This window comes from Caulobacter sp. FV2ps19 (genome assembly GCF_058681035.1).
In genome coordinates, this window is the sequence record NZ_CM178729.1 from 26,447 (window position 1) to 52,848 (window position 26,402).

A 26,402-nucleotide genomic window follows, 5' to 3' on the forward strand; every position below is an offset into this window, starting at 1 on the left:
GCTAGCCGGCCAAACAACGCGAGCGCCAAACGCAAAACGAGCGCTGGATTTCTCCAGCGCCCGTTCCGGCAGCCCATGGGGCCGATTAGTCAAAAGCTCGAAAGGCTTAGGCGACCGACGAAGCGTCGACCTTGAAGCCCGGGCCCATCGTCGAGGACAGGCCGATACGCTTCACATAGATGCCCTTGGCGCCCGAGGGCTTGGAGCGGTTGAGCGCTTCGATCATCGCCTTAACGTTGATCAGCAGGGCTTCGTCGGTGAACGAGACCTTGCCGATGCCGGCGTGGATGATACCGGCCTTTTCGACGCGGAATTCGACAGCGCCGCCCTTGGCGTCCTTCACGGCTTGACCGACGTTCGGGGTCACGGTGCCGACCTTCGGGTTCGGCATCAGGCCGCGCGGACCCAGCACCTTACCCAGACGACCCACCAGGGCCATCATGTCCGGCGTCGCGATGACGCGGTCGAAGTCCATGAAGCCGCCGACGATCTTTTCGTACAGATCTTCAGCGCCGACATGTTCAGCGCCGGCCGCGGTGGCTTCAGCCGCCTTGGCGTCCTTGGCGAAGACGGCGACGCGAACGTCGCGGCCGGTGCCCGACGGCAGGTTCACGACGCCGCGGACCTGTTGGTCGGCGTGGCGCGGATCGACGCCGAGGTTGACGCAGATCTCGATCGACTCGTCGAACTTGGCCTTGGCGTTGGCCTTGACCAGGGCGATGGCTTCAGCGGCGGTGTGAACGGCGTCACGATCGCCGGTCCAGGCCTGAATGCGCTTGGCTTGCTTAGCCATGACTTAGGCCTCCACGATCGACAGGCCCATGGCCTTGGCGGAGCCTTCGATGATCTTGGCCGCGGCCTCGATGTCGTTGGCGTTCAGGTCCTTCATCTTCTTTTCAGCGATCTCGCGCAGCTGGGTGCGGGTCACTTCGCCGACGGTCTCGCGACCGGTCAGCTTGGCGCCGGACTTCAGGCCGGTGATCTGCTTGAGATAGTGGGTCGCCGGGGGCGTCTTGGTGACGAAGGTGAACGACTTGTCTTGGTACACCGTGATCACGGTCGGCAGGGGGGTGCCCTTTTCGACGTTCTCGGTGCGCGCGTTGAACTCCTTACAGAAGCCCATGATGTTGACGCCGCGCTGGCCCAGTGCGGGGCCGATAGGCGGTGAAGGCGTGGCGGAGCCGGCCTTCACCTGGAGCTTGATATAGCCCAGGATCTTTTTAGCCATTGTATCCTCTCGTGAAGGCGGTGAGCCCTCGCTGGTGAGCCGTGGTGCGGGCTTGGCGGCCCTTCCACGGATTTGGACCCGTCATAACGACGAGCACGCCCCGGGACGGAGTCCTGGAGCGAGGCGGGGCGTGTAGCAGGCGGGGCGGGGGGAGTCCAGCGGGGCGGGCCGGCCGGGCCGGCGCAAATTCTTCGCCGGCCGCAGCGAACCGCCATCACCGTCGACCGTTCCCCTCCCAAGGAGACGCCCCATGCCCGAACGCGAAGTCGATATGACAGGCCCCGATGCGCCGATCGAGACGATCGGCGACCGAGAGCTGGTGGCCTCCGACCGTGTGGAGGGTACGGCCGTTTACGGGACCGATCACAAGAAGGTCGGCCACGTCCACAACTTCATGGTCAACAAGCGCACCGGCCAGGTGGCGCATGTCATCGTGTCGGACAACGGCTTTTTCGGCCTGGGCGGATCGCGATACATCCTGATCCCCTGGGGCGACCTGTCCTATCGCTCAGACCTGGGCGGCTACGTGTCCCACATCACTCGGGAAACCATGGACGAACGTGGCCGCATGTCGGCCGACGAGGCCGAGATGCAGATCTGGTGACGGGCGAGGCTTAGACGTCGCGGACGAGCCGGCGTTTGGCCAGGCTGCCGGAGCGGGCGGGCGGCTTCGCCGAGAAGCGGACGTTGCCAACGGCGGTATGGGGTGGATCGGACTCCCTCTCCCATAGGGAGAGGGTTGGGGTGAGGGGTTACGGAGTCAGACGGAGTGCCGGCACGCCCTCAAACCTCGTAACCCCTCACCCTCCCACCGCTTCGCGGCGGGTCCCTCCCTCTCCCTCTGGGAGAGGGATCATCGCGCGCGTCCGCTAAGGGTCGAAAGCACGCCTTGGCTTCCGTCCCGCAAGCCGACGCCCCAGCGTCGCGCCAAGCCTTACATCTCTTGGAGGCTGTAGCGTGCCGGTCTGGACAGGTTGGTCAAGGACGGCCCTGCGGGCCGCCGCTCTGCGGCGACGCGAGAGCGTCGTCCTTGAGCAACCTGTCCAGACCGGCGAGCGTCTCGCCGTGAGATGTAAGGAGGGCTCCCTTCGGCGGCGCGGAGGGAGGCGCTTACCCGGCCGACGCCGCCGGCCCCTCCTGACCTGCTTCGCAGGTCGTCCTCCCCCAGAGGGGGAAGATGGATCCGCGCCCTTCATCTTCCCCCTCCGGGCAGGGCTATCGCATATGGATTTGGAGTCGATTTTTTAGGTCGAAGCGGATTCTGAAGGGCGTCTTCTGTTGTGTGGAGACGGCGCGGTGGAGACGTTTTCGAGCTTTTTTTCGGAAGTTGAAGATCCTCGGGCGGGCAATGCCCGGCACGATCTGCTGGAGCTGATGTTCGTGTCGCTGGCGGCGCTGCTGTGCGGAGCCGAGGACTGCACCGACATGGCCTTGTTCGCGCGCGCCAAGCTTGATTGCCTGCGTCAGGTTCTGAAGCTGGAGCATGGTCCGCCCAGCCACGACACCTTCAGTCGGGTGTTCCGCCACCTTGAGCCCGAACCCTTCGAGGCGGCCTTCGCCAAGTTCACGGCCGCCTTCGCCGGGGCTCTGAAGGGCGTGGTGGCCATCGACGGCAAGGCGCTGCGCGGGGCCTATGAGCGCGGGCGCAAGGCCACGCCACTGCATCTGGTCAATGTCTGGGCCGTCGAAGCTCGACTGGTCATCGGCCAGCGCCTGGCGCCGGGCCGTAACGAGGTGCTGGGAGCCCAGCAGGCCCTGGCCCTGTTGGATCTTCAGGGCTGCATCGTCACCGCCGACGCCCTGCATTGCCGCAGGGACACCGCTCAGGCCATCCTCGACGCTGGCGCCGACTATGCCCTGGCGCTGAAGGCCAACCAGCCCAAGCTGCTGGCCCAGGCTCAAGTCCTGACCCAGGCCGCCGACGCCGCTTGCGGCGCCGTCGATGGGCCTGAACGCGCCCACGACCGGCTTGAGGGCCGCACCGCCATCGTCGTTGCGGCGACAGATATGGACTTTCCTGGCCTGGCCGCTGTCGCTCGCGTCGAGACCCGCCGAAAGCCAACTGATCAGCCTCAGGATACCATCGTACGCTGGTTCCTGCTCTCGACTCCACTGTCCCCCCAAAGGGTGCTGCAGGTCGCCCGAGCCCACTGGACCATCGAGAACCAACTCCACTGGGTCCTCGATGTCGCCCTCGATGAAGACGCCTCCCGAAGCCGAAAGGACCATGCCCCCCAGAACCTCGCCCTCCTGCGAAAACTCGCCCTCAACACCCTCAGGCAGCACCCCGACAAGGGCTCCATAAAGGGAAAGATCAAGCGCGCCGGCTGGGACGACACCTTCCTCTTCTCCCTACTCGGCCATATGCGATAGCCCTGCCCCTCCGGGGGAGGAGCGCGTAGCGCGGAGGGGGCGAGTCCGCTGACGCCGGACAGCAAAAACCCCACGCCGTTGCCGGCGCGGGGCTGTTGAAAGCTCAAACCGACGATGACGCCGAAATCAGCTGATCTTTTCGACCTGGGCGTATTCCAGTTCCACCGGGGTGGCGCGGCCGAAGATCGAAACGGTGACGCGCAGGCGGGCCCGCTCTTCGTCGACCTGCTCGACCGAGCCGTTGAAGCTGGCGAACGGACCGTCGGTGACGCGGACGTTCTCGCCGATCTCGAACATGACGACCGTCTTGGGGCGCTCGACGCCCTCTTCGATCGCGCCGACGATGCGCTGAACTTCCTTTTCCGACACCGGCATCGGCTTGGAGCCGCTGCCCAGGAAGCCGGTGACCTTCGGGGTGTTCTTGATCAGGTGGTAGGCTTCGTCCGAGAGGTTCATCTTCACCAGCACATAGCCGGGGAAGAACTTGCGCTCGGCGTTGATCTTGCGGCCGCGGCGAACCTCGACGACGTCCTCGGTCGGAACCAGGATTTCGGAGAAGCTGTCCTCGAGCCCCTGGCTCTTGGCTTGCTCGCGGATGCTCTCGGCCACCTTCTTCTCGAAATTCGAGTAGGCGTGGACGATGTACCACTTGTGGTTCGGGTTGGACGCGGTTTCGGTGTTCATCGTCTTTTCTTATCCCGCGGCGAACTTGAGGAGGGCGTTGGCGCCGAGGCCCAGCAGCCCGTCGACCAGCGAGAAGAACACGGCGGCCATGACCACCATCATGAAGACCATCACCGAGGTGATCCAGGTCTCCTTGCGGGTGGTCCAGGTGATCTTGCGCGCTTCAGCGCGGACTTCCCGGAAGAATTGCACGGGATTCGTGCGCTTCTTCGGCGCAGCCGCCGCCGCAGCGGGGGCGCCGCCGGCAGGCGCGAGCGCCGCCGCCGTCTTGGCGGCTCGGCTCTTGATCGCGGACGGGCTGGAACCCGGTTTCCTGGCCATGCTCTTGAGGCTCACGACTTTCCAAAACGATGGGCCCGGGAACCGGACCTATCGAAAACATATAATGGCAGGAGTGGGGGGACTCGAACCCACGACTTTCGGTTTTGGAGACCGACGCTCTACCAGCTGAGCTACACTCCTGCAGACCATGACCCTCGCGGGTCGCGGTCTCTGGACAAATGGCGGCGCGCCGGAGGCCTTCAAGGCCCGTCGGTGCGCTGGGTCCAATCGCCAGAGCCGCGCCATTTAGCAGGGTCGTCTCCGCCGGGCAAGCCGCCCAAAGGCCTCTTGACGGCGTTCCTGCGCGCGACCGCGGCGACAGAGGCGCCAAACGCCTTAAAGCCGGACCGTCCCTGGGCCCGGATCGCCCCATGAAATCAGAAAGAGATCGCCGCAAACGCGGATCAAACTGCAGCAGGCTCGCGTTGATGCGGTATGACCCAGTCCGCCACGGCCAATGACAATCGCGCCTCCGCGCCCGACCGCCCCTCGAATCATGCGGTCGAGAACGAGAATCTCCGATCACCGCCCCAGGACGGTGAGGCCCCTCGCCCCGCGACCGAGCCTCGCGGCGCCGAGGACAGCACAAAATCGTCCGAGACCGAGACCGATCCCGGCTCCGGCGAGGACTAGAACCGCCGGGCGGTCGCCGCTGCGCCGCCCGTATCGATCCCGCGCGGGCCTGACGTGACGTCAGCCCGCTTTCTTGTCGCCTTTCTCGGCCGAGGCCGAGGTCTCAGGCGCGGCGCACTGGATGCCCAGATAGGACCACCGCACGTCCGTCAGCTGGCGGCCGCATTCGGTGTTTTTCCCCATATCCTTGCCTTGCAGGGAAATGGCGACGCCCCTGGCCGGGTCCGGCGCCGGGCTGGCGCTGCTGATATCGTAATATCCGCCGCCCCGTCCCCGAACCACGAGGCAGGACGTCGTTTCAACCGGCCGAACGCAGCCGCTCGCCGTAACCGACTTGCCTTCAAGAACCACTTGCTGAGCCTGCGCGACTTTTGTGCTCGCGCCTTGATCGCTACAACCAGCCAAACCAAACGCTACCAGACTGGCCGCCGCGGCGGCTCCTGTGAACCATACCCGCATACGTTCCTCCCTGTCGTTGGCTCCGCGAACGAAGCAATCACGACAGTGCGCCCGGTTTTATGGGGCGGCAATCACAATTTTGACGTTATTTGAAAAATCAAAACCCCGTTTTGACGAGTTTGTGAAATATTTTCCCTAAACCCTGAGGGACGAGCAAAGTTGACATCGCCCCCGCTCTTCTCACATGACACGCAGGTCGCTTCAGGGCCGTAGCGACAGTCATAATCATCGCGCGTCAGCCGCGCCCAGGATCGAGACAGAGATGACGGCCACTGCGACCACCTCGCCCGCCAAAGAGTCCGCCCAGTACGTCGAGACCGTCCTGTGGGTGAAACACTGGACCGACCGGCTGTTCAGCTTCGCCATCACCCGTCCGGCCAGCTTCCGCTTCCGGTCGGGCGAGTTCGTGATGATCGGCCTGCCGCCGCGCGAAGAGCTGGGCGAAAAGAAACCGATCCTGCGCGCCTATTCGATCGCCTCGCCCAGCTTCGCCGAGGAACTGGAATTCTTCTCGATCAAGGTTCCCGACGGCCCCCTGACCTCGCGCCTGCAGCAGATCCAGGTCGGCGACCAGATCCTGCTGGGGAAGAAGCCGACCGGCACCCTGGTGCTGGACGCGGTGCGCCCGGGCAAGCGCCTGTTCCTGTTTGGCACCGGCACGGGCTTGGCCCCGTGGCTGTCGGTCGCCCGCGATCCCGACGCCTATAGTCGCTTCGAGAAGGTCATCGTCTGTCACGGCGTGCGCGAAGTGCAGGAGCTGGCCTATCGCGACCTGTTCACCGCCGAGATCTTCGACGATCCGCTGGTCGGCGATGAGGCGCGGACGCAACTGGTCTACTATCCCACCGTCACGCGCGAACCGTTCGAGCGCCAGGGCCGGTTCACCGACCTGATCCAGAGCGGGCAGCTGTTCCGCGACCTGGGGATCGAGGGCGACCGCTTCGATCCCGAGCATGACCGCGCCATGCTGTGCGGCTCGATGGCCATGATCAAGGACACCGCCGCCCTGCTGGAGGCCCACGGCCTCAAGGAAGGCTCGAACGCCGAGCCCGGCGACTTCGTCATCGAACGCGCTTTCGTCGGCTAGGCATGGCCCCGCCCGGCCTGAAAAACCTCTCCGTCGACGACGCCCGCGGGCGGATGCTGGCCGACGCCGTGTTGCTGGGCGTCGAGACCGTGACCCTGGAGGCGGCCCTGGGCCGGGTGCTGGCCCGGGACGTCACCGCGACCCGCGATCAGCCGCCCTTCGCCGCCTCGGCCATGGACGGCTGGGCCATCCGCCGCAGCGACCTGACGCCGGACGCCCGCTTCAGGATCGCCGGGGAGAGCGCCGCCGGGCGCGCCTATGCCGGCCAGGTCGGCGCGGGCGAGGCGGTCCGCATCTTCACCGGCGCGCCAGTCCCCGCCGGGGCCGATCTGGTGATCATCCAGGAAGAGGCCCGGCGCGACGGCGCGAGCGTGGGCTTCACCGCAGGCGAGACCCCGCGCGCTCATATCCGAGCGGCGGGCGGCGACTTCAAAGCCGGCGACCGCCTTCTGAGCGCGGGCGTTCGGCTCGATCCGTGGCGGCTGTCCCTGGCCGCCGCCGCAGGCTGCGCCACGCTGCAGGTCGCCCGCCGCCCCCGCGTTGTTCTGCTGGCCACCGGCGACGAGTTGGTCCAGCCCGGCGCGACGCCCGCCCCCGACCAGATCTTCGAGTCCGGCTCCATCGCCCTGGCGGCCCTGGTCGAGACCTGGGGCGGATCGGCGACCCGCCTGACCGCAGCGGCCGACAACGCCGAGGCTATCGCCGCAGCGGTAAGCGGGGTCGAGGCCGATCTGATCGTCACCATCGGCGGGGCCTCGGTTGGCGACCATGACCTGGTCAAGCCGGCCATGGCGCGCCTGGGCCTGTCGCTGCGGGTCGAAACCATCGCCGTCCGCCCCGGCAAGCCGACCTGGTTTGGCGTCCTGGCCGACGGGCGACGGGTTCTGGGCCTGCCCGGCAACCCGGCTTCGGCCCTGGTCTGCGCCGAGCTTTTCCTGCGTCCGCTTCTGGCGGCCCTGACCGGACGCGACCCCGCTCCTGTCCTGAACGCCGCCGCCCTCGCCCTCCCCCTGCCGGCCAATGGCTCCCGCGAACACTGGCTGCGCGCGGCCCTGACGACCGATCCCCAAGGGCGAATAGTCGCCACGGCATTCCCCGATCAGGATTCCTCGCTGGTCGGCGTGTTCTCCAGGGCCGATGCTTTAATCCGTCGGCCCGCGGATGCGGTCGCTGCTCTCGTCGGCGACATCGTCGAGGTTCTGCCTCTGGCGCGAGGGTGAACGAGGGGACGGCGACGAATTGTCATGCTAAGCCCGCTTAACTCCGGGTTTCGGCCGGGCGTTTTGAGGCAGAGGTTTTATCCATGGGTCGTGCCGGAAAGATCGCAGCGCACACGCTGCTAGCCTTCCTGGCCTTCCTGGCCGGGCGCGTTCTGGCCGGTGTCACCTCGATCGACATGCACGTTCTGCCCCAGGCGGCCCTGTTCGCCGCCTCGGCCCTGCTGGTTGAACTGGCCCTCCAGGTCGAGCGCGTGCCGTGGCGATTCGTGGCGGCCAGTGACATCTTGCGCCTCGCCCGCTCTGCGCTCGTCACCTGCCTGGTCTTCTCGGCGCTGCTCTGGCTGACCACGTCGCGATTCGAAGGCGCGCGCGCCCTGATCGGCGCCTTCGTGATCCAGGTCTTCCTTCTGGCCAGCCTGCGGGTGGTGCGCCGCAGCCTGCACGAGCGGGTGTTGTTCGAATCGGTGCTGGGCCTGCGCCCCGCCTCGACCCATCCGGCCCTGCCACGGCTGCTGATTGTCGGCGCCGCCGCCGAGGCCGAAGAATTCCTGCGCGCCCCGACCGGGCTGAATGAACGCTACGCCCCCGTCGGCGTGGTCTCGCCGCTGGACAAGGAAACCGGCGACGAACTGCGCGGGGTCTGCGTTCTGGGCTCGATCAACGCCTTTGACGCGGTGCTGGCCCAGCTGCGCGATGGCGGCCTGGCCCCCGCCGCCATCCTGTTCCTGGCCGACAGCCCGATGAGCGCCTTCGGGGCCGAGCGTCTGGGCCGCCTGAAGAGCGAAGGCATGCGCCTGCTGCGCCGTCATGGCGTGGTCGAGATGGGCCATACCGCCACCGCCCTGCGCGAAATCAGCCTCGAGGAACTGCTCAGCCGTCCGCCGGTGCGGCTGGATCCGGAACCGGTTCGCGCCCTGGTCTCCGGCCGTCGGGTTCTGGTCACCGGCGCCGGCGGCAGCATCGGCTCGGAACTCTGCCGACAGATCGCCGCCAGCGGCTGCGCGCAACTGACGATGCTGGACGTCTCGGAGGCCAACCTCTTCCACATCGACCGCGAGATCGGCGAGACCTGGCCCACCCTGCCGCGCCGCGAAGTGCTGTGCGACGTCCGTGACGCCTCGCGGCTGGATCGGGTGTTCGCCGCCGAACGTCCCGAGATCGTCTTCCACGCCGCCGCGCTCAAGCATGTGACCATGGTCGAGAACCATCCTTGCGAAGGCGCCCGCACCAATGTGCTGGGCACCCGCAACGTCGCCATGGCCGCCAGGGCCTTCGGCGCGGCGCACATGGCGCTGATCTCGACCGACAAGGCCGTGGCGCCGACCAGCGTGATGGGCGCGACCAAGCGCGTCGCCGAGGCCCTCGCGCGCCAGTATGGTTCCAGCCACGAGACCCGGGTCAGCATCGTGCGGTTCGGCAATGTGCTGGGCTCGGCCGGTTCGGTGGTGCCCCTGTTCCAGCACCAGATCGCCCGCGGTGGCCCGATCACCCTGACCGACGCCGAGGTCGAGCGGTTCTTCATGACCATTCCCGAGGCCGTGCAACTGGTGTTGCGCGCCGTCGCCCTGTCGACCACCTCGCCCGAGCCCCCGGCCGGGGTCCTGACCCTGGAAATGGGCGAGCCGGTCAAGATCATCGACTTGGCGCGCCGGATGATCGCGCTGCAGGGCCTGGCGCCCGACCGCGACATCGAGATCCGCATCACCGGCCTGCGTCCCGGCGAAAAGCTCACCGAGGTGCTGGTCGACGTCAACGAGACCGCCCGCCCCAAGGCCCCGGGCGTGATCGAGGCGGCGCCCATGACCCCCACGCCGATCATCGAGGCCGAACTGTTGTCCGCCCTGGAAGCCGCCGCCATCGCCGGCGATGAGTTTGGCGTTCGCACGCAGCTGTTCGCCATGGTCGAACGCATTCGCGGGACCGAACTGGCTGTGGCGGCCAAAAAGGCCCGCACGCGGGCCTGACACGGCGCCGTTAGCGGACGGTCTCATGGACGGTGTGGGATTAGGGACCAAACCCTTTTCCGTTCTCCCCGGCGAAGGCCGGAGAGAACGGAAAAAAGAGCCATAAGCTGATCTTGCCAGCGTCCGCTCACGCTCGAAAGCACGCCTTGGCTTCCCGCCCAAAAGCCGACGCCCCGCGTCGCGCCAAGCCTTACATCTCTTGGAGGCTGCAACCTGTCGAGACCGGCGATCGTCTCGCCGGGAGATTTCGGGATGGCTCCCTCCGGCGCGGAGGCGGGGCGTTGCGCCCGGTGCAATACCGCCGTCATCCCGCGCATAAAGCGCGGGATGACGGGCTTTGTTGAGCCGAGCACGGGGATAAACGCCCCTCCATCCCGGCAATGGCGAGGCACAGCTCCGCGATTTCAACACCTTACAACTTTCTCGCGCGAACTTATCCCCGGCGTTCAAACCGCCCGCATAATCAATCTCACCTGACAGCACGGGAAGGGCGCACGTACGGCGACCGTTGCGACTGGCAGGGGTGGTCGAGCGGGTCGCGCCCGTCGGCCGTCGTCGAAGGCCCGGCGGGGTCTGGCGGAGCGTGGACACCCCTCGAGGACCGTCCCGCGTCGAGGCCAGGCCCAGACCGCCGGGAACTCCCCTCGCCGACGACCGATGACGCGCAACAGGCATGGGCTGAAATCGCTCATGCGGTCCAGGGTGCGCCAACACCCTGCCCGTCGGGGGCCTAGCTACCGGAGCGGGTTAAAACCCCGCCAATCCCGGCGATGCTCCCGGATAACGGCTGCGCGGAGCGTTCGTCTTCGTCGAAACGGTATTTATCAAACTCACATCCGGGCGAGGCCCGGACGCTCCGCAGCCCTTCCCATCCCTTCAGCGGGTTTCCGCGTGAAGCAGCGAGGCCGCGCGCCCTTGCCTATTATACACTCGTATAGCAACCTCTCCCCTCAACTCGGGGAACCCTCACATGGCCGCTGCCCAAACCCGCGACGCCGTCATCATCGGCGGGGGCCATAACGGCCTCGTCTGCGCCTTCTACCTGGCCAAGGCCGGGCTGAAGGTCACGATCTGCGAGGCGCGAGGCGTGATCGGCGGGGCGGCGGTGACCGAGGCGTTTCATCCCGGGTTCCGCAATTCGGTGGCCAGCTACACGGTCAGCCTGCTGAGCCCCAGGGTCATCGCCGACATGGACCTGCACGGCCAGGGGCTGAAGATCGTGGAACGGCCGATCTCCAACTTCCTGCCGATCAGCGACACCCGGTATCTGAAGCTGGGCGGCGGGCTGGAGCGCACCCAGGAGGCCTTCCGCCAGTTCAGCCGGCGCGACGCCGAGGTGCTGCCGGCCTATTACGCCATGCTGGACGAAATCGGCGACGTGCTGCGCGACCTGGCCGCCGAGACGCCGCCAAACCTCGGCGACGGTCTCCACGGCCTGCTGCGCGGCGCGCGCCAGGGCACGCGGCTGGCCCTGCTGAGCAAAGAGCGCAAACGCGACCTCTTGGACCTGTTCACCAAGAGCGCCCGCGATTTCCTGGACGGCTGGTTCGAGAGCGACGCGGTCAAGGCCAGTTTCGGCTTCGACGCCGTGGTCGGCAATTTCGCCAGCCCCGACAGTCCGGGTTCGGCCTATGTGCTGCTGCACCACACCTTCGGCGAGGTGAACGGCAAGAAGGGCGCCTGGGGCCACGCCATCGGCGGCATGGGCGCGATCACCCAGGCCATGGCCCGGGCCTGCGAGGCGGCCGGGGTCGAGATCCTGCTCAACGCTCCGGTCGAGGCCGTGCATGTCGAGCCCGGCAAGGACGGCGCCCGGGCGGTGGGCGTGCAACTGGTCGACGGTCGCCAGATCATGGCCCCGATCGTCTCGTCCAACCTCAATCCATCCTTGCTGTACGGCAAGCTGATCGCCCCTTCGGCCCTGCCCCCGGCCTTCGCCAAGGCGATCAAGGGCTACAAGAACGGCTCGGGCACCTTCCGGATGAACGTGGCCCTGTCAGAGTTGCCCGACTTTACCTGCCTGCCCGGCAAGGCCGTCGCCGAGCACCACCAGTGCGGCATCGTGATCTCGCCGACCCTGGACTACATGGACGAGGCCTATCGCGACGCCAAGGCGTTCGGGATTTCCAAAAAGCCGATCGTCGAGATGCTGATCCCCTCGACCCTGGACTCCACCCTGGCCCCGCCCGGACAGCACGTGGCCAGCCTGTTCTGCCAGCAGTTCGCCTGGGACCTGCCCGACGGCCGCTCGTGGGACGACGAGCGCGAGGCGGCGGCCGACCTGATCATCGACACCGTCAATGACTGGGCGCCGAACTTCAAGGCCTCGGTCGTGGGCCGGATGATCCTGTCGCCCGTGGATCTCGAACGGAAGTTCGGCCTGGTCAACGGCGACATCATGCACGGCCACATGTCGCTGGATCAGCTGTGGGCGGCGCGGCCGATCCTAGGCCACGCCAGCCACCGCGGGCCGCTGAAGGGCCTCTATATGTGCGGCGCCGGCTGCCATCCGGGCGGCGGGGTCTCGGGCAATCCCGGCCGCAACGCCGCGCGCGAGATCCTGCGCGACAAGGACTTCGTCACGGCGCTGAAGCTGTCGGCGGTGGGGCGATGAGGGCCGTGCGACTGGCCCCCTCCGCGCCTGCGGCGCTCCTCCCCCGGAGGGGGAAGATGAAGGTCGGCGCGTTTCATCTTCCCCCTCCGGGGGAAGACGGCTGCGCAGCAGCCCGTAGGGGGCCCGTGCGATGACCGACCCGCAATCAGACTGGGGCCTGCCCGGCTGGATCTACGGCAATGACCGGTTCTTCAAGGAGGAGCAGGACAGGATCCTGCGGCCCTCGTGGCAGATCGTCTGCCATCTGAATGACATCCCCAAGGCCGGCGATTTCCACACCCTGGACTTCGTCGGCGAAAGCCTCGTGGTCATCCGCGCCCGGGACGGCGGCGTGCGGGCCTTCACCAATGTCTGCCGCCATCGGGGCGCGCGGCTGGTGGACGGGCCCAGCGGCCACTGCGCGCGGCTGATCTGCCCCTATCACGCCTGGACCTATGACCTGGACGGCCGACTGATCGGTGTGCCGTTCCGCGACGAATACCCCGCCCTGGACATGGACAGGCAGGGCCTGGCCAGGGTGGAGGTCGAGGTCTGGCGCGGCTTCGTCTTCACGCGCCTGGAGGGCGAAGGCCCGTCTGTCGCCGAGATGATGGCCCCCTACGACCACGAGGTCGCGCCCTATCGCTTCGAAGACCTGCAGCCCTTCGGCCGGGTCACCCTGCGGCCGCGCGCGGTGAACTGGAAGAACATCAGCGACAACTATTCGGACGGCCTGCACATCCCGATCGCCCATCCGGGACTGACCCGGCTGTTCGGCAAGGGCTATGGCGTCGAGGCCGAAACCTGGGTCGACAAGATGTGGGGGCAACTGATCGACGAGCCGTCGAACAACCCCTCTGAACGGCTCTATCAGGACCTGCTGCCTGACGTGCCGCACCTGCCGCCGGAGCGCAAACGGCTGTGGACCTATTTCAAGCTGTGGCCGAACTTCGCCTTCGACATCTATCCCGACCAGGTGGACTTCATGCAGTTCATCCCGGTCTCGGCCACCCAGACCCTGATCCGCGAGATCGCCTACGCCCTGCCCGACGATCGCCGGGAGATGAGGGCCGCGCGCTATCTCAACTGGCGCATCAATCGTCAGGTCAATACCGAGGACACCGAACTGGTCGCCCGGGTGCAGGCGGGCATGGCCTCGCGCAGCTTCTCGGCCGGGCCGCTGGCCAGCACGGAAGTTTCGCTCCGCAGCTTCGGCCGCAAGATGCGAGCGCTCATTCCAGAAGCGCGGCTGGACCGGCCGCCCACGGGATGGTGATGCGCGCTTTCCTCCCTTCCCCCTCGATGGGGGAAGGGTCGGGGATGGGGGTGACGCGGCGGTGGCGGCTGAACCGCCCTATCACCCCCACCCAACCCTCCCCCATCAAGGGGGAGGGCTAAGATCATGCGCGCCGCCTTCACCCGCGAGACCGCCGATGTCCGCCGTCAAGCCCTGGTGTCGGCCGCCGAGGCGGTCCTGGCCCGGGATGGCGTGGCCGGCGCTTCGGTGCGGAGCATCTGCGCCGAAGCCGGCGTGTCGCCAGGTCTGCTGCGTCACTATTTCGACGGCGTCGACGCCCTGATCGCGGCGGCCTATGAGGCGGTGGGCCAGAGGATCGAGGCGGCGTTGGAGGCGGCGGTCGCGGCGGCGGGTCGCGATCCCAAGACCCGGATCACCGCCTATCTGACCGCCAGTTTCGCGCCGCCGGTGCTGGACCCGCAACTGCTGGCGACCTGGATCGCCTTCTGGAGTCTGGTGAAGACCAGCCCGACGATCGGCGCGATCCACGCTGCGGGCTACGCCGCCTATCGGGCGCGACTGGAGGGTTTGCTGGTCGATTGCGGCGTGGCTCAGACCCGGCTGGCCGCCGTAGCCCTGACCGCCATGGTCGACGGTCTGTGGCTGGAACTGTGTCTGGACGCTACAGCTTTCACGCCCGCCGAAGCGGCCTCGATCGCCGAGACCGTCCTGGCGGGCTGGCTGAACTAAGCTGCCGTCTGATGGCTGACGATGCTGCGACCCCAGCTGGCGCGGCGGGCTTCGGGTTCCGAAACCTGAACCTTGGCCGTCTTGCCCTGGGTGCGCATGTGACGGGCCAGCATCTCGGCGACGGCCTGGGCCTCGGCCTGGCAGGACCAGGAGCCGATCAGGTCGGGCGCGTCGTTCCAGGTCACATGCCAGACGCCGGAAACGGGACGGACGTAATAGGTGTGCTCGGCAGCCATGTGGAACTCCTTGACCCAACCAGGGTATGCTTACCGGGCCGTTATGACAGGTGTCTCATCGCGGCGCCGCAAATTTTCGCTGCAATGCACAATGCATGTCCCGGGCCAGGGATCCGCCGCCTAGTCCTTCACCACCACGCCGCCCTTCATCACCTTGGCCACCGAGGAGAGTGTGGCGATGTCCGCCAGCGGGTCGCCGGCCACGGCGATCAGGTCGGCATAGCACCCCGCGGCCGCGCAGCCGACCTGGCCGGTCTTGCTCATCAGGGCCGCCGCCACCGTGGTCGCCGACTGGATCGCCTGCATCGGCGTCATGCCGTACTTGACCATATAGGGCATCTGCCGGGCGTTATCCCCGTGCGGAAAGACGCCGGCGTCGGTGCCGTAGGCGATCTTGACCCCGGCCTTCACCGCCTTGCGGAAACCCTCGCGCTGGGCGTCGGTGGTCTCGCGGTTCTTGCGCAACATGCCTTCGGGCCAGTGGTGCTCGGTTCCATAGGCGTCGATGAAGTCGCCGTTATAGACATCGGCGACCAGCCAGGCGCCCTTGGCCTTCATCAGGGCGATGCCCTCATCGTCGATCAGCGAGCCGTGCTCGATCGAGCGCACCCCGGCCCGCACCGCGACCTTGATCCCCTCGGCGCCGTGAGCATGGGCGGTGGCGTAGGTCCCGCGCTTGGCGGCTTCCTCGACAGCGGCGCGGATCTCGTCCTCGGAAAGCTCCAGCTGGCCCGGCTCGGTGCCCTCGGTCAGGACCGCGCCGGTGGCGATCAGCTTCAGGAAGTCTGCGCCATGCACCAGGATGTCATGCGCCTTGCGATGGGTGTCGGCGGCGTCCTCGACCACCCCGCGCCGCATCTCGGCCGGAATGCCGACATCGGCGGCGATGCCGGTGATCTCGCCGCCGCCGCCGGGCGCGGTGATATAGGCCCCGGCCACCGACATGCGCGGGCCGGGCACGAAGCCCTTGTCGATCGCGTCGCGCAGGGCGACGTCGCCGAACGCCCGCCACGTGCCGACGTCGCGCACGCTGGTGAAGCCGGCCATCAGGGTCACCCGCGCATGGGCCGCGCCGATATAGGCCTGCTGGGCGGCCGTGGTCAGCAGCGGCTGGGCGATATTGTCGGTCTGCTCCTCATCGACGAGGTGGGTGTGCATGTCGATCAGACCGGGCAGAACGGTCAGACCCGACCAGTCCAGCACCGGTCCGTCGGCGGGCGCCTGACTCCAGGGGCCCACCGCCACGACCCGCTCGCCTTCGATCCGGATCAGCTGATTGGTCAGCACCTTGCCGGCCCCGGTGTCGATCAGCTTGCCGGCATGGACATAGGTCGGCTTCCCCTGGGCCTGAGCCGCCAGCGGCGACAGGATGGCGAGGCCAGCGGCCGCGAACGTGGCAAGACGAGTGAACAAGGCTTCTACTCCGGGGCGTCCAGAACGGCGACGCGCTTCATCAACAGGTGGATGGGCAGGCCCGCCAGCAGCAGGATCACGCCCCACAGAGTGGCCTGGCCGCCGGCGCCATAGAGGGTCCAGCCCGCATAAACCGCCGCGATGATCGCCACCAACGTCAGGGCGACCGAGGCGTCCATGCGTCCGCGCATCTGCAGGCGCAGGGCGGCCAGGGCGCAGAACAGATAGGCAAACAGCGAGGCCGCCGTCGCCAGCAGGGCGATAAAGGTGAAAAGCTCGGCCATGGACTTGGCGTAGTTCAACATCACCAGGCCGGTGAGCAAGGCGCTGGACAGGATGTGGGCCCGCACCGGCGTACCGCGCCTGGACGTCTTGGCCAGGAAGGCTGGAAAGACGCCGCCCCTAGCCATGGCGTAGGGCAGTTCGCCCTGCAGCAGCACCCAGCCATTGAGGGCTCCGAAAGCGCTGATCGCCGCAAAGCCCGCGAGAACGAGGCGCGCATCGCCGCCGCCATGCAGGCCCACAAAGTCGGCGAACGGCGCGTTGGAGCCCTTGAGAACATCGGGCGGGGTCAGCAGCACCACCGCCGAGCAGACGACCAGATAGATCACCCCCGTGAACGCCGTGCCCACCAGGGTGGCGCGGGGAATGGTGCGCTCGGGATCATGGACCTTCTCGGCCGGCACGGTGGCCGATTCCAGGCCCAGCAGGGCCCAGAGGGTCAGGGTGGCGGCCGAGGTGATCCCGACCGGGCTCAAGTCTGAAAGATGCAGCGGCGTCACGGCGCCGCCACCGGTCCGGCCGAGGATCACGAAGGCCAGGACCATCACCACCAGAAGCGGGATGAGTTTGAGAACCGTGGTGACGACCTGCAATCGTCCGGCGGAGCGCGCACCGTAGCAGTTCAGGGCCGTCAGTCCCCAGACCAGGATCACGGTCATGGTGGCATGAAGGCCAGGGATCGTGGCGATCTGCGGAAAGAAGACGGAGAGATAGCTGACCGTGCCCGTGGCGATCGCGGCGTTGCCGACCCACAGAGAGATCCAGTAGCTCCACGCCACCATGAAGCCGGCCGTGGGCCCGAACGCCTCTTGGGTATAGGCATAGGGACCGCCCGCCTTGGGGAAGGTCCTGGCCAGCCGCGCAAAGACGAAGGCCAAACACAGGGCGCCGGTGATCGTGAGAACCCAGCCCACCACGGCATTCCAGCCATAGGGTGCCAGGGAGGCGGGCAGCATATAGACGCCCGACCCGATCATGTTGCCCACAACCAGGGCCACGCACATCCAGAAGCCCAGCGGACGCGCCGTTGCTGTTTTCACCTCGACATCCCCCAAGTCCGATTTCCCCAGCCAGTGGGAGGTCGAAACAGAAAGGGGCGGCTCCGGCGAGCCGCCCCACACCGTTCTAGAACTTGCGGCCGACCTTCAGGCCCACGGTCCGGGGCTGGTTGGGCGTAATGTAGACTTGGGATCCGCAGACGCTTTCGGCGCATTCGGCATAGCGGTTAAGACTGGCCCGCTTGTCGGTGAGGTTCTTGATATAGACCGACATCGACCAGTCATCCCGCGTCACCCCGCCCGACAGGTCCACCAGGGTGTAGCCGGACTGACGGCCGATGATGCTGCGCTCCTCAAGCCGCAGATCTGTCCAGTTGCCGGTCTGATACACAGCCGAGGCCTGCAGATAGGACTCATAGGGACCCAGATCGAATTCGTATCGCGCCGTCAGGTTGGCCTTGAATTTCGGCGTCACCGGCAGGACCGTGCCGTCCGGCGCCTGCGGCGTGGCGCAGGTGGTGATCGGATTGCCCGAAGCGTCCGTGACGCCGCAATAGTTGGCCGTCAGCTTGGCGTCGGTATAGGTCGCTCCGGCGTTGATCGTGAAGCCACGCGCCACCGCCAGGGTGACGTCGCTTTCCAGACCCTTGATGCGCGCCTGGTTGGCGTTCTTGATCTCGGTCAGGCCGTTGGCGCCCAGGATTGAGAACTGGAAGTTCTTCCAGTCCTCAAGGAAGGCCGCGCCGTTCCAGCGGATGCGGTTCTCCATCCAGCTGGTCTTCCAGCCGAACTCGTAGTTCTTCAGATAGTCGGCCTGATAGGGCGGCAGAGTGGATCGGCGATTGATGCCACCCGGCCGGAAGCCCTCGGAATAGGTGACATAGGCCAGCTTGGTGTCGTCGAACTTGTAGGTGACGGTGACCTTGGGCACGTGGCCCGTTTCCTTGACCCGCTTGTCGAGATTGGTGCACGGCGCGCCATTGACGCCGCCTGAGCGGAAGCAGGCGCGCTCGCCCGTGCCGCCATAGCCCGTGCCGTAGCCGTAGAAGCCCTCCAGCGAGTTGTCGGACTTGAAGAACCGCACCCCTGCCATGGCCGTCAGCTTGGGCGTGATGTCGAAGGTCGCCTCGCCGAACGCGGCATAGTCACGGTCGATCCGTTGCTGAGCCGTCAACCAAATGGTGTCGCTGTAGCCCGGCACCTCAATGTCGGCGCTGATGCCGTCGATCTTGTAGCGCTGGGTGATGCCGTGCTGCTGGCGCTGATAGAACAGGCCGCCGATAAAGCGCAGGCGCTTGTCATCCGGTGTCGCGATCCGGAACTCGTGGCTTTCCTTTTTGTAGGCGTCGTGACCGGTGATGTACTGCGACGGGTTGGCCAGACCGCCCGTGTCGTTGGTCCAGTAGAAGCCGTAGCCGACCTGATCGTAGAAGTACGAATAGTCGGAATAATCCTGCCGGGTGTCGACATCGCGCTTCAGGAACGAGCCGGCATAGGTGACGTCGAGATTGGCGATCTGCCCCTCGATGGTCAGGGCCGCTTGGGTCCACTTGTCATCCGAAGCTTCCGGATAGAAGTGGCTGACCTTCAGGTCGCCGATCTTGGGATCATAAGCGAAGATGCCGCTGGTCTTGGTGCGCTGACCCATGACCGAAGGCGTGATCACCCAGTTGTCGCCCAACTCGACCCGCAAGGCCGCGCGACCGCCGCGGGTGCTGGCGCCGTTGTAATTGTCGCTGGCGGTTCCGGCGTTGCTGATCGTCAGATCATCGCTGGGATCATCCGTACCGCGACCATAGGTGCGCGTGCCGACGACATTGTCGATATAGCCGGCGGTTTCCTCGTTCCAGCCGACCAGGCGCACCGCGACGGTGTCCGACAGCGGCAGATTGACGAAGGCTTCCTCGACATGACCCATGTCGTCGCCATCGATCTGATTGACCTCGACATCGACGCCGGCCGAGAAGCCCGCCGTGCTGGGCTTGTTGGTGATGATGCGCAGCGTGCCGGCCTGGGAACTGGCGCCGTACAGCGTGCCTTGCGGGCCCGCCAGGGCCTCGACCCGGGCGATGTCATAGACGTGGATGTCCAGCGCGCCCTGGATGGTGCTGATCGGTTGCTCGTCCAGATAGACGCCGACGCTGGGCAGCGAGCCGGAGTGATTGCCATCGCCGCCGCTGGCCACGCCGCGCATATAGACCTGACCAAAGCCCGGCCCCGCGGTCGTGAACGACACGCTGGGCAGGTATTTCACATAGTCGACGAAGCTGGAGATCTGGAGCTGTTCAAGCTTGGCCTCGCCCAGGGCCTGGATGCTGACCGGCACGTCTTGCAGGTTTTCAGAGCGCTTCTGGGCGGTGACCACCACCTCTTCCAGCGCGACCGCCTGCTGGGCCCGGGCCGCCACGTTGGTCAACATGGTCGAGGCCAGCAAGGCGGCGGAATAAACGCCCGCCCGTCTTAGAGTTTTTGTCGCCGACGCCATGATTGTTCCCCGCACGATTTAAGGGAACGATGTTCAGCCGGGGCAGACGCGGCGGCAAGTTTGAAACGCCTGTTCCGGATCAAATCCGCTGACTGTTGCAGAAATGGCAAGCTTTCATGACGGTGTTCAAATTCTGGGCGCAAGCGGGTAGCTGGCGAGACATTCGCCCAATGCCTGCTTGAGGGGACCCAGGTTCGATTCGAAATTTTGCCAATGCTCGACGGCGTCCTTGAAGATCGGCTGCCGCACCTGCTCTGAACTGGCCGTGCGAACCGCGCGGTCATTTTCGTGAAAGCTCAGACAAGCCGGCTCGAATGACAAACCGCAGTGGTCGAGCAGGGCGCGAATTTCCCGCTCGGGATCGGCGATCATCGCCTCATAGATCACCCGGTGAACCCGTCCTGGCAGCACCGTGTCGAAGTGATCCATCAGGGCGACATAGTCGGCATAATATCGCCCGATGTCGGTCAGGTCATAGCTGAAGGCCTGGCCCCGCGCGAAGTGCTGCTTGAACCCCGAAAAGCAGCAGCCCAGCGGATGGCGCCGAGCATCGATGATCCTGGCCTTGGGCAGGATCAGATGGATCAGGCCCGTATGGGCGAAGTTGTTGGGCATCTTGTCGATGAAGAACGGCCGGTCGGTCTTGCGCTGCACCCGGGTGCGCTCGAGATACTCCTCGCCCAGCTCGCATAGGGCCTCTGGTGACAGTTCGGCGAGGATTTCCGGATAGGTCGAGTCGGCGCGGCGGTTGGCCTTACCGCCCAGGCGTCGGGCCATGACGATCAGGTCGGGCAACTCCATGGTGCCCTCCACCTGACTGTGGCTGGCCAGGATCTGCTCGATCAGGGTCGAGCCCGAACGCGGCAGGCCGACCACGAAGATCGGATCCGGCGCCGGGCAGCCCTGCCCCGCCGTGGCGGCCAACAGGGCCTGCGTGAACACCGCCTTCGAACGCGCCACGTCGACGTGATTTTCCTCAGGATCATAATCCACCTGGGTCCGGCGGATCGCCGCGCCCCTGGCGTAATGATCGAAGGACTCGGCATAGAGCTTGGCGTCCTCCAGCGCCTTGCCCAGGGCGTAGTGCAGGTGCAGTCGGTCATCGTCCGACAGCTCGGGCTGCTCCAGTCCGGCGGCCATGGCGGCGCGGTCGGCGGCGTCGAACTTGACGGTCTTCAGATTGGCCAGGCTCCACCAGGCCTCGCCCAGGCCGGGGGCCAGTTCCAGACATTTGCGATAGGCGGCGATGCAATCGGCCTGGCGGCCCACGGTCTTGAGGGCGTGGCCATAGCTCATCCAGCCCTTGGGCTGATTGGGGTACTCGGCCAGCATCGGCTCATAGAGGCCGATGGCGGTCTCGTATTCGCCCAGCCGCGACAGGATCGCGGCGCGCAGATTGGCGTAACCCGGATGACGCGGATCGCGATCGGTCAGGCGCTCGATCTGGGCCAGGGCCTCGGCGGACTTGTTCTGGCGATACAGCATGGTCGCCAGATTGTGCCGGGCGGCGGCGAAGCCGGGAGCGATCTCCAGACAGCCGACCAACAGCCGCTCGGCGTCTTCATAGCGTCCCAGCCGCGCGCCCGTCTCGGCCAGCATACGCAGGGCGGCGATGTCGGCGGGGTGATCGGCGAGGTGATCACGCAGCAACTGCTCGGCCACGCCCAGCTGGTTGTCGATCAGGGCGGCGGCGGCGGCGATCAGGGCCGGGTCGCGGGTCGAGGCGCGCAGTTGCTGGGCCAGGGCCTTTTCCGCACCCGCCGTGTCGCCCAGCAGATCCAGTCCTTCCGCCAGGCCTCGCCAGGCCTCACCGGCCAGCGGGGCCAGCGTCACCGTCCGCTGGAAGGCGGCGACCGCCTCGACGGTGCGGCCCAGATCGGCCAGGATCAGACCCAGCTCCAGCTGGGCTTCGGCCAGACCGGGCAAGGCCTTGGCCAGCGGCGCGACGACGGCCAGCGCGCGCCCCGGATCGCCATCCAGACGGCAGGCGGCGGCCAGCACCACCGTCGTCTCGGCATGACGAGGGACGGCTTCGAGGATGGCCTCGGCTTGCTGACGCGCCAGAACCGGATCGCGGTCCAGCAGACGCCGGGCATGGTCGAGCGCCGTGGCGAGACCGCCTTGGGCCTGGGTGGTCTGGGAACTCATCGGGCGAGGAGATCGGCGCGCGCGGGGGAAGTCAATTCGAGACGCCTCAAAGCCGGTCCCGCAGCGCATACCAGCTCAAACCCGCCACCGTCAGCGGCCAGCGCAGCAGCCGACCGCCCGGAAACGGCGGCGTCGGCAGGCGCGACAAGAGCTCGACCCCCGCCGTCTGGCCCAGGGCCGCGTCGGCCAACAGCCTGCCGACATAGGGCGCCAGCATCACCCCCTGCCCCGAATAGCCGGCCGCCACCCGCACGCCCGGCGCGACCTCGCCGACAAACGGCACGCGGTTCATCGTGATACCCAGGGTCCCGCCCCAGGCGTGGCTGATCTTCACGCCGGCCAACTGTGGATAGACCTTCAGCATGTGCCGTCGCACGAAGCCGGCGATATCGGACGGAAAGCCCGGGCGGTAGTTCTCGCCGCCCCCGAACAGCAGCCGGCCGTCGGGCGTTTTGCGGAAGTAGTTCACGACAAAGCGGCTGTCGGACACCGCCGCGTCGGAGACGATGATCTGGCCGGCCAGATCGCCCAACGGCTCGGTGGTCAGGATGAAATTGTTGATCGGCATGACCCGCGCCTGGGCCCGGCCCGACATCCGGTCCAGACTGCCGTCGCCGCTGATGATCAGTTGATCGCAGAGCACGCGGCCGCGCGCGGTCTCGACGACGACCTTGCCGCCCGCGCGTCGCCAGGCTGTGGCGCGACTGTGCTGATGGACCACCGCGCCGCCGGCCATCGCCGCTCGGGCCAGACCCAGGGCCAGGTTCAGCGGATGCAGGTGTCCACCACCCTGGTCGACCAGACCGCCGTGATAGACGTCGGCCCCCAGATCCTGGGCCAGGTCTGCGGTCCCGATCAGCGACAGGCCTTCATAGCCATAGCGCCGGACCATGTGCTCGATATGGGCCGCATCCTCGGCCTCGCCGCCCGGGCGGTGGCGGGCGTGGATCATGCCGGGCTTCAGATCGCAGGCGATGGCGTGATCGGCGATCGTCGCATGCAGGTGCGCGCGGGCGTCCTCGGCCAAACGCCAGAGGGCCATGGCGTCGTCGTTGCCCACGGTCTTTTCCAGCCAGGTCTGCTCACGCCGCTGACCGGGGTGGATCTGGCCACCGTTGAGGCCAGAGGCGGCGGACCCGACGGTGTTGGCTTCCAGCACAATCACCGAGACGCCGCGCTGGGCCAACTCGAGCGCCGCGCCCAGACCGGTGTAGCCGGCCCCGATAACGCAGACATCTGCGCAGGCGTCGCCGGCCAGGGGCGGCAGGTCCGGAAAGGGTGTGGCGGTGTCGGCGTACCAAGAGTTCAGCCCGGCCATCACTGGCCCCCTCCGCGCTGACGCGCTCCTCCCCCGGAGGGGGAAGATGACATCATCCGCCCCCTCTGGGGGCGGACGGCTGCGCAGCAGCCCGGTGGGGGCAAGTGATCCCCCTCAAACATTCAGCAGCAGGAACTCCCGCTCCCACGGGCTGATGGTGCGCATGAAGGTCTCGTACTCGTTCCGCTTCACGCCGTCATAGGCCTGACAGAAGACCGGACCCAGGATGTCGACCAGCGGCTGGCAGGCCTCAAGCAGTGCGAGGGATTCCGTGAGACTGCGCGGCAGTTCGACGCCGCGGACGCTGGCGTCGGTGTCGTTGGGCGCGGTCGGCGTCAGCTTGTCGACCATACCCAGATAGCCCGCCGCCAATGTCGCGGCGATGGCGAGATAGGGATTGGCGTCAGAGGAAGGAATACGGTTTTCCAGCCGGCGATTGGCGGGGTTGGAGGGCGGCACGCGCAGGCCGCAGGTGCGGTTGTCATAGCCCCACTGGGTATTGACCGGAGCGCCCGAGCCCTTGGCGATCCGACGGTAGGAATTCACGTAGGGCGCGAGGATCGCCATGATCGCCGGCAGATAGACCTGTTGGCCGGCGATGAAGCCGTGGAACAGTTCCGTCTCCTCGCCGGTCTTGGGATCGGAGAAAAGATTGTTCCCGTCCTTGTCGACGATCGACTGGTGCACATGCATGGCGCTGCCGGGCTCGTTGGCCATCGGTTTGGCCATGAAGGTGGCGTAGATCTCGTGCTCCAGCGCCACCTCGCGGATGGTGCGCTTGAACATGAACACCTGATCGGCCAGTTCCAGCGGATGGCCGTGGCGCAGATTGATCTCCATCTGGGCCACGCCGCTCTCGTGGATCAGGGTGTCGATCTCCAGCCCCTGGCGTTCGGAATATTCGTACATGTCCTCAAACAGCGCATCGAACTCGTTGACCGCGCTGATCGAATAGCCCTGCCGTCCGGTCTCGGGGCGACCGGACCGACCGACGGGCGGCTTCAGCGCATAGTCGGGGTCGGGATTCTTCTCGACGAGATAGAACTCGATCTCCGGCGCGACGATCGGGTTCCAGCCCTTCTCTTCATACAACGCCAGAACCCGGCGCAGCACCTGCCGCGGGCTTTGCTCAACGGGGCGGCCGTCGGGATGGAAAGCGTCGTGGATCACCTGGGCGGTCGGATCCTGGGCCCAGGGCACCGCAGCCAGGGTGGCGAAGTCGGGGGTCAGGACGATGTCGGTGTCGGCCTGCACCGAATTGACCGTGCCCTCGAACTCCGGGAAGTCACCGGTGATGGTCTGGTAGAAGACCGCCAGGGGCAGGTTCATTGACGGCGTGCCCAGGAATTTGCGCACCGGCATGATCTTGCCGCGCGCCACCCCGGCCAGATCGGGCACGACGCACTCGATCTCCTCGATGTTCTGGCGGGCGAACCAGGCCTCGGCCTCCTCCAGCGAGAAGACGCCGCGGTTGACCCGCTGGTCGGGCTTGGCCTTCTTGTGCTTGGGCTTCATGACACGCTCTCGGGCTTCAGGGCCCGCAGCACGGGCTCGGCCTCGTCCAGCGCCTTGCGGATGATCGCCACCAGATCATCGATCTGGGCGTGGGTGATGATTAGCGGCGGGCAGCAGACAATGGTGTCGCGGATGCCACGCACCATCAGGCCGTTGGCGATGCAGCGATCGCGGACGATCGGCCCGGCCTCGCCCTCCTTGTCGAGAAAGCGATGGTTGGTCCCCTTTTCGCGGACGATCTCGACGGCGCCGATCAGGCCCAGGGAGCGGGTCTCGCCGACCAGCGGATGGTCGTTCAGCGTCGCCAGGGCCTTGGCCAGATAGGGGCCGGTGTCCTCGCGCGTGCGCTCGACCAGGCCTTCGCGCTCCATGATCTCGATGTTGTTCAGCGCCACGGCGCAGCAGGTCGGGTGGCCCGAATAGGTGAAGCCGTGGATGAAATCCCCGCCCTTCTCCTTCATCTCGGCGACGATGAAGTCGGCCACGCCCACGGCGCTGATCGGCAGGTAGCCGGACGACAGACCCTTGGCCATGGCGATCATGTCGGGCTTGACGCCATAGTGCTGGTGGCCGAACCACTGGCCCAGGCGCCCAAAGCCGCAGATCACCTCGTCGCAAACAAACAGGATGCCGTACTTGCGGCAGACCGCCTCGACGGCGGGCCAGTAGCCGTCGGGCGGAATGATCACCCCGCCGGCGCCCTGAACCGGCTCGCCGATGAAGGCCGCGACGTTTTCGGGGCCGACCTCGAGGATCCTGTCCTCGATTTCCTTGACCGCCCGATCACGGAAGGCGGCCGGATCCTCGCCGAAGCCCTCGCCGAATTGATAGGGCTGCATGACGTGCTCGACGCCCGGGATCGGCAGGTCGCCCTGGGCATGCATGTGCTTCATGCCGCCCAGCGAGACGCCGGCCACGGTGGAGCCGTGATAGGCGTTCCAGCGGCTGATGAAGATCTTGCGCTGCGGCTGTCCCTTGATCTTCCAGTAATGGCGGGCCAGGCGGAAGACCGTGTCATTGGCCTCGGACCCCGACGAGTTGAAGAACACGTGGGTCAGGTTACCGCCCATCTTCTCGGCGATCTTGGCGGCCAGCTGGATCGGCGGCGGCGAGGCCGTCTTGAAGAAGGTGTTGTAGTAGGGCAGCTCCAGCATCTGGTCATAAGCCGTCTGGGCCAGTTCCTGACGGCCATAGCCGACGTTCACGCACCACAGGCCCGCCATGCCGTCGAGGATCTGGTGGCCTTCGCCGTCGTGGATATAGACCCCGTCAGCCCGGGTGATGATGCGGCTGCCGCCCAGTTCCTGCTGCAGCTTGTAGTCGGTCTGGGCCGGCAGGTGGTGCGCCAGGTCCAGGCGCTTGAGCTCGGCGATGTCGTGGTTGCGGATCGGGACGGTCATTGGGCTTGGTTCCTGGACGATTTCGTTTCTTGCCCCCTTCCCCCTTTGATGGGGGAAG

The 26,402-nt window shown here is 66.6% G+C and carries 23 protein-coding genes and 1 tRNA gene; 10 read left to right on the forward strand and 14 right to left on the reverse strand.

What is annotated here, in order from left to right; all coding sequences use genetic code 11:
* Positions 1 to 106: 106 nt before the first annotated feature.
* Together rplA and rplK are read right to left on the reverse strand one after the other, a co-directional pair.
* A complete protein-coding gene (gene rplA, locus ACW18B_RS00120) occupies positions 107 to 793 on the reverse strand; it encodes a 50S ribosomal protein L1 (protein WP_492048835.1) in 687 nt (228 codons plus the stop codon).
* Between the two features lie 3 nt (positions 794 to 796).
* Complete coding sequence (gene rplK / locus ACW18B_RS00125; RefSeq protein WP_492048836.1) at positions 797 to 1,228, reverse strand: 50S ribosomal protein L11; 432 nt, start codon at positions 1,226 to 1,228, stop codon at positions 797 to 799.
* 250 nt (positions 1,229 to 1,478) lie between these two features.
* Between rplK and ACW18B_RS00130 the strand changes: the two genes are divergently transcribed.
* The 3 genes from ACW18B_RS00130 to ACW18B_RS00140 all read left to right on the forward strand — a co-directional run bounded on the left by ACW18B_RS00130 (position 1,479) and on the right by ACW18B_RS00140 (position 3,601).
* Positions 1,479 to 1,832, forward strand: coding sequence for a PRC-barrel domain-containing protein (locus ACW18B_RS00130; protein ID WP_492048837.1), 354 nt, complete (start codon positions 1,479 to 1,481; stop codon positions 1,830 to 1,832).
* A gap of 83 nt (positions 1,833 to 1,915) precedes the next feature.
* Positions 1,916 to 2,101 carry a hypothetical protein gene (locus ACW18B_RS00135; RefSeq protein WP_492051810.1) on the forward strand — a complete coding sequence of 62 codons (186 nt, stop codon included), beginning with the start codon at positions 1,916 to 1,918 and terminating at the stop codon, positions 2,099 to 2,101.
* Positions 2,102 to 2,524: 423 nt separating this feature from the next.
* Positions 2,525 to 3,601 carry an ISAs1 family transposase gene (locus tag ACW18B_RS00140; protein ID WP_492047290.1) on the forward strand — a complete coding sequence of 359 codons (1,077 nt, stop codon included), beginning with the start codon at positions 2,525 to 2,527 and terminating at the stop codon, positions 3,599 to 3,601.
* A 126-nt stretch (positions 3,602 to 3,727) separates the two neighbouring features.
* Here ACW18B_RS00140 and nusG read toward each other — a convergent pair whose 3' ends face one another.
* The 3 genes from nusG to ACW18B_RS00155 all read right to left on the reverse strand — a co-directional run bounded on the left by nusG (position 3,728) and on the right by ACW18B_RS00155 (position 4,747).
* Positions 3,728 to 4,285, reverse strand: a complete 558-nt coding sequence (nusG, locus tag ACW18B_RS00145) for a transcription termination/antitermination protein NusG (protein ID WP_492048838.1) — start codon at positions 4,283 to 4,285, stop codon at positions 3,728 to 3,730.
* 9 nt (positions 4,286 to 4,294) lie between these two features.
* Positions 4,295 to 4,606: a preprotein translocase subunit SecE gene (gene secE, locus ACW18B_RS00150; RefSeq protein ID WP_492048839.1), complete on the reverse strand. Its 312-nt coding sequence runs from the start codon at positions 4,604 to 4,606 to the stop codon at positions 4,295 to 4,297.
* A gap of 65 nt (positions 4,607 to 4,671) precedes the next feature.
* Positions 4,672 to 4,747 (reverse strand) — tRNA-Trp (locus tag ACW18B_RS00155).
* A 294-nt stretch (positions 4,748 to 5,041) separates the two neighbouring features.
* Between ACW18B_RS00155 and ACW18B_RS00160 the strand changes: the two genes are divergently transcribed.
* On the forward strand, positions 5,042 to 5,239 hold the full coding sequence (locus ACW18B_RS00160; RefSeq protein WP_492048840.1) for a hypothetical protein: 198 nt from the start codon (positions 5,042 to 5,044) through the stop codon (positions 5,237 to 5,239).
* A 60-nt stretch (positions 5,240 to 5,299) separates the two neighbouring features.
* Here ACW18B_RS00160 and ACW18B_RS00165 read toward each other — a convergent pair whose 3' ends face one another.
* Positions 5,300 to 5,698: a hypothetical protein gene (locus tag ACW18B_RS00165; protein ID WP_492048841.1), complete on the reverse strand. Its 399-nt coding sequence runs from the start codon at positions 5,696 to 5,698 to the stop codon at positions 5,300 to 5,302.
* A gap of 262 nt (positions 5,699 to 5,960) precedes the next feature.
* Here ACW18B_RS00165 and ACW18B_RS00170 point away from each other — a divergent pair, with 262 nt between their 5' ends.
* The 6 genes from ACW18B_RS00170 to ACW18B_RS00195 all read left to right on the forward strand — a co-directional run bounded on the left by ACW18B_RS00170 (position 5,961) and on the right by ACW18B_RS00195 (position 14,549).
* On the forward strand, positions 5,961 to 6,785 hold the full coding sequence (locus tag ACW18B_RS00170; protein ID WP_492048842.1) for a ferredoxin--NADP reductase: 825 nt from the start codon (positions 5,961 to 5,963) through the stop codon (positions 6,783 to 6,785).
* A gap of 2 nt (positions 6,786 to 6,787) precedes the next feature.
* Positions 6,788 to 8,005 carry a molybdopterin molybdotransferase MoeA gene (locus ACW18B_RS00175; RefSeq protein WP_492048843.1) on the forward strand — a complete coding sequence of 406 codons (1,218 nt, stop codon included), beginning with the start codon at positions 6,788 to 6,790 and terminating at the stop codon, positions 8,003 to 8,005.
* An 83-nt stretch (positions 8,006 to 8,088) separates the two neighbouring features.
* Positions 8,089 to 9,969: a polysaccharide biosynthesis protein gene (locus ACW18B_RS00180; protein ID WP_492048844.1), complete on the forward strand. Its 1,881-nt coding sequence runs from the start codon at positions 8,089 to 8,091 to the stop codon at positions 9,967 to 9,969.
* Between the two features lie 970 nt (positions 9,970 to 10,939).
* Positions 10,940 to 12,583: a phytoene desaturase family protein gene (locus tag ACW18B_RS00185; protein ID WP_492048845.1), complete on the forward strand. Its 1,644-nt coding sequence runs from the start codon at positions 10,940 to 10,942 to the stop codon at positions 12,581 to 12,583.
* A 130-nt stretch (positions 12,584 to 12,713) separates the two neighbouring features.
* Positions 12,714 to 13,838, forward strand: coding sequence for an aromatic ring-hydroxylating oxygenase subunit alpha (locus ACW18B_RS00190; RefSeq protein ID WP_492048846.1), 1,125 nt, complete (start codon positions 12,714 to 12,716; stop codon positions 13,836 to 13,838).
* Between the two features lie 126 nt (positions 13,839 to 13,964).
* Positions 13,965 to 14,549: a TetR/AcrR family transcriptional regulator gene (locus tag ACW18B_RS00195; protein ID WP_492048847.1), complete on the forward strand. Its 585-nt coding sequence runs from the start codon at positions 13,965 to 13,967 to the stop codon at positions 14,547 to 14,549.
* Here the strand turns inward: ACW18B_RS00195 and ACW18B_RS00200 are convergent.
* The 8 genes from ACW18B_RS00200 to ACW18B_RS00235 form a co-directional block, all read right to left on the reverse strand.
* On the reverse strand, positions 14,546 to 14,785 hold the full coding sequence (locus tag ACW18B_RS00200) for a hypothetical protein (protein WP_492048848.1): 240 nt from the start codon (positions 14,783 to 14,785) through the stop codon (positions 14,546 to 14,548). The genes ACW18B_RS00195 and ACW18B_RS00200 overlap by 4 nt on opposite strands.
* 120 nt (positions 14,786 to 14,905) lie before the next feature.
* A complete protein-coding gene (locus ACW18B_RS00205; protein WP_492048849.1) occupies positions 14,906 to 16,198 on the reverse strand; it encodes a Xaa-Pro dipeptidase in 1,293 nt (430 codons plus the stop codon).
* Positions 16,199 to 16,203: 5 nt separating this feature from the next.
* Positions 16,204 to 17,484, reverse strand: coding sequence for an amino acid permease (locus tag ACW18B_RS00210; RefSeq protein WP_492051812.1), 1,281 nt, complete (start codon positions 17,482 to 17,484; stop codon positions 16,204 to 16,206).
* Between the two features lie 121 nt (positions 17,485 to 17,605).
* Positions 17,606 to 19,963: a TonB-dependent receptor gene (locus ACW18B_RS00215; RefSeq protein WP_492048850.1), complete on the reverse strand. Its 2,358-nt coding sequence runs from the start codon at positions 19,961 to 19,963 to the stop codon at positions 17,606 to 17,608.
* 126 nt (positions 19,964 to 20,089) lie between these two features.
* The gene (locus ACW18B_RS00220; protein ID WP_492048851.1) at positions 20,090 to 22,111 is read right to left on the reverse strand and encodes a tetratricopeptide repeat-containing sulfotransferase family protein; all 2,022 of its coding nucleotides are present in this window, start codon (positions 22,109 to 22,111) and stop codon (positions 20,090 to 20,092) included.
* A 46-nt stretch (positions 22,112 to 22,157) separates the two neighbouring features.
* Complete coding sequence (locus tag ACW18B_RS00225) at positions 22,158 to 23,429, reverse strand: NAD(P)/FAD-dependent oxidoreductase (RefSeq protein ID WP_492048852.1); 1,272 nt, start codon at positions 23,427 to 23,429, stop codon at positions 22,158 to 22,160.
* Between the two features lie 114 nt (positions 23,430 to 23,543).
* The gene (locus tag ACW18B_RS00230) at positions 23,544 to 24,944 is read right to left on the reverse strand and encodes a glutamine synthetase family protein (protein ID WP_492048853.1); all 1,401 of its coding nucleotides are present in this window, start codon (positions 24,942 to 24,944) and stop codon (positions 23,544 to 23,546) included.
* On the reverse strand, positions 24,941 to 26,344 hold the full coding sequence (locus tag ACW18B_RS00235) for an aspartate aminotransferase family protein (RefSeq protein ID WP_492048854.1): 1,404 nt from the start codon (positions 26,342 to 26,344) through the stop codon (positions 24,941 to 24,943). Before ACW18B_RS00235 ends, ACW18B_RS00230 begins: the two co-directional genes overlap by 4 nt.
* Positions 26,345 to 26,402: the final 58 nt, after the last annotated feature.

Bases quoted from the DNA above. Each gene is read 5' to 3' on its own strand.
- ACW18B_RS00200 (WP_492048848.1), bottom strand. From the start codon at position 14,785: ATGGCTGCCGAGCACACCTATTACGTCCGTCCCGTTTCCGGCGTCTGG.
- secE (WP_492048839.1), bottom strand. From the start codon at position 4,606: ATGGCCAGGAAACCGGGTTCCAGCCCGTCCGCGATCAAGAGCCGAGCC.
- ACW18B_RS00160 (WP_492048840.1), top strand. From the start codon at position 5,042: ATGACCCAGTCCGCCACGGCCAATGACAATCGCGCCTCCGCGCCCGAC.
- ACW18B_RS00235 (WP_492048854.1), bottom strand. From the start codon at position 26,344: ATGACCGTCCCGATCCGCAACCACGACATCGCCGAGCTCAAGCGCCTG.
- ACW18B_RS00215 (WP_492048850.1), bottom strand. From the start codon at position 19,963: ATGGCGTCGGCGACAAAAACTCTAAGACGGGCGGGCGTTTATTCCGCC.
- ACW18B_RS00230 (WP_492048853.1), bottom strand. From the start codon at position 24,944: ATGAAGCCCAAGCACAAGAAGGCCAAGCCCGACCAGCGGGTCAACCGC.
- ACW18B_RS00190 (WP_492048846.1), top strand. From the start codon at position 12,714: ATGACCGACCCGCAATCAGACTGGGGCCTGCCCGGCTGGATCTACGGC.
- ACW18B_RS00170 (WP_492048842.1), top strand. From the start codon at position 5,961: ATGACGGCCACTGCGACCACCTCGCCCGCCAAAGAGTCCGCCCAGTAC.
- rplA (WP_492048835.1), bottom strand. From the start codon at position 793: ATGGCTAAGCAAGCCAAGCGCATTCAGGCCTGGACCGGCGATCGTGAC.
- rplK (WP_492048836.1), bottom strand. From the start codon at position 1,228: ATGGCTAAAAAGATCCTGGGCTATATCAAGCTCCAGGTGAAGGCCGGC.
- ACW18B_RS00180 (WP_492048844.1), top strand. From the start codon at position 8,089: ATGGGTCGTGCCGGAAAGATCGCAGCGCACACGCTGCTAGCCTTCCTG.
- ACW18B_RS00220 (WP_492048851.1), bottom strand. From the start codon at position 22,111: ATGAGTTCCCAGACCACCCAGGCCCAAGGCGGTCTCGCCACGGCGCTC.
- ACW18B_RS00225 (WP_492048852.1), bottom strand. From the start codon at position 23,429: ATGGCCGGGCTGAACTCTTGGTACGCCGACACCGCCACACCCTTTCCG.
- nusG (WP_492048838.1), bottom strand. From the start codon at position 4,285: ATGAACACCGAAACCGCGTCCAACCCGAACCACAAGTGGTACATCGTC.
- ACW18B_RS00130 (WP_492048837.1), top strand. From the start codon at position 1,479: ATGCCCGAACGCGAAGTCGATATGACAGGCCCCGATGCGCCGATCGAG.
- ACW18B_RS00185 (WP_492048845.1), top strand. From the start codon at position 10,940: ATGGCCGCTGCCCAAACCCGCGACGCCGTCATCATCGGCGGGGGCCAT.
- ACW18B_RS00210 (WP_492051812.1), bottom strand. From the start codon at position 17,484: ATGTGCGTGGCCCTGGTTGTGGGCAACATGATCGGGTCGGGCGTCTAT.
- ACW18B_RS00165 (WP_492048841.1), bottom strand. From the start codon at position 5,698: ATGCGGGTATGGTTCACAGGAGCCGCCGCGGCGGCCAGTCTGGTAGCG.
- ACW18B_RS00195 (WP_492048847.1), top strand. From the start codon at position 13,965: ATGCGCGCCGCCTTCACCCGCGAGACCGCCGATGTCCGCCGTCAAGCC.
- ACW18B_RS00175 (WP_492048843.1), top strand. From the start codon at position 6,788: ATGGCCCCGCCCGGCCTGAAAAACCTCTCCGTCGACGACGCCCGCGGG.